The 1,649-nt window shown below is 41.7% G+C and carries 1 protein-coding gene; it reads left to right on the forward strand.

What is annotated here, in order from left to right:
* The first annotated feature begins 238 nt into the window (after nt 1-238).
* Entirely contained in the window at nt 239-1,618 is a 1,380-nt protein-coding gene (locus WBJ10_RS09885; RefSeq protein ID WP_424289803.1) for a sigma-54-dependent transcriptional regulator, read from the forward strand.
* Nucleotides 1,619-1,649: the final 31 nt, after the last annotated feature.

Genomic DNA, 1,649 nt, shown 5'->3' on the forward strand with positions numbered 1-1,649 from the left:
TCCGGAATGGGTAGGTCGTTAGACTGCGTGAGCAATTGCGTGGCTAGATAAATGATAGATACCGCCCTGGGCGGATACAGAACCCGGCTTACAGGCTTGCTTTTTTAAAAATTAAAGTCTTTCCTTCGGGAAGGACTTTTTTAATCATTACTCATTCTTAATCATTTACTAATAATCAAACAATCCTTATATTCGCTGATTCTGATCGCAGAATAAAAAAAAGGATCACAAATAGCATATGGCAAAAATTTTGATAATTGACGATGAAAGGGCAATCCGGAATACACTTCGTGAAATCCTTGAATATGAGGAATACCAGGTCGAAGACATCGATAATGGGCCTGATGCTCTGGAACTTATTAAAAAGAATGAATATGACCTGATCCTCTGCGATATCAAAATGAATAAGATGGACGGGATGGAAGTTCTTACCGAAGGGCTTTCTATTCAACCTGATCTGCCATTTATCATGATATCCGGACACGGTACTGTTGAGACTGCGGTCGAAGCAAGTAAAAAAGGCGCCTTTGATTTCATTTCAAAACCGCCCGACCTTAACAGGCTCCTTATTACCGTAAGGAATGCACTTGAACGGAAGAATCTTGTTACGGAAACCAAAGTACTAAAGCGCAAAGCAAGTAAGGTTCGTGAAATGCTCGGGCAATCTTCCGGAATTGACCGGATTAAAGATACGATTGAACGGGTTGCTCCTACTGATGCCCGGGTACTAATTACAGGAGCTAATGGTAGTGGTAAAGAGCTTGTTGCCAGATGGCTGCATGAAAAATCAAACCGTTCTAATTCCCAACTCATTGAAGTTAACTGCGCAGCTATTCCTTCAGAATTAATTGAGAGTGAGCTTTTCGGCCATGAGAAAGGTTCATTTACTTCCGCGATTAAACAGCGGATAGGTAAATTCGAACAGGCAAGTGGCGGAACTTTATTTCTGGATGAGATCGGAGATATGAGTTTATCCGCACAAGCTAAAGTTCTGCGTGCACTTCAGGAGAACAAAGTTACCCGTGTAGGTGGCGAAAAGGAAATTGATGTCGATGTAAGGGTCATTGCTGCGACAAATAAAGATCTTCAAAAAGAAATTGAAGCTGGTAATTTCCGGATGGACTTATACCACCGGCTAAGTGTTATCCTCATTCATGTTCCTAATCTGGCCGAGCGTAAAGATGACATTCCACTTATAGCGCAAAACTTTTGCAATGAAATCTGCCAGGACTATGGTATTCCGGTTAAAACAATCAACGAAGCTGCAATGCAAGCATTGCAGGCTATGCCATGGACCGGGAACATCCGTGAGCTCCGAAATATGATCGAACGTTTGATAATCCTTAGCGATAAAGTTATAACAGATAAGGATGTACGCACTTTTGCGAACCCTGCTTCTGCTACACCTTTAGCGGAAAATGAATCAGCCGCTGCAGCAACAAACTTTGACCAGTTCACGAATTTCCAGGAATATAAAGATTTTGCTGAACGCGATTATATCAAGTACAAATTGGAGAAAAACAACTGGAATGTATCAAAAACAGCCGATGATATAGATATTCAGAGGAGCCATTTGTACAGTAAGATTGAGAAGTACGGGCTGAAGAGAGCGGAGTAGGAGTTTTAGGTGTACGTTATACGTCTGGTGC

Source organism: Daejeonella sp. (assembly GCF_049655485.1).
In the GTDB taxonomy this organism is placed as follows: domain Bacteria; phylum Bacteroidota; class Bacteroidia; order Sphingobacteriales; family Sphingobacteriaceae; genus Daejeonella.

What these genes read in the sequence shown, in the direction of transcription:
- WBJ10_RS09885 (WP_424289803.1), top strand. Translation starts at nt 239, where the DNA reads ATGGCAAAAATTTTGATAATTGACGATGAAAGGGCAATCCGGAATACA.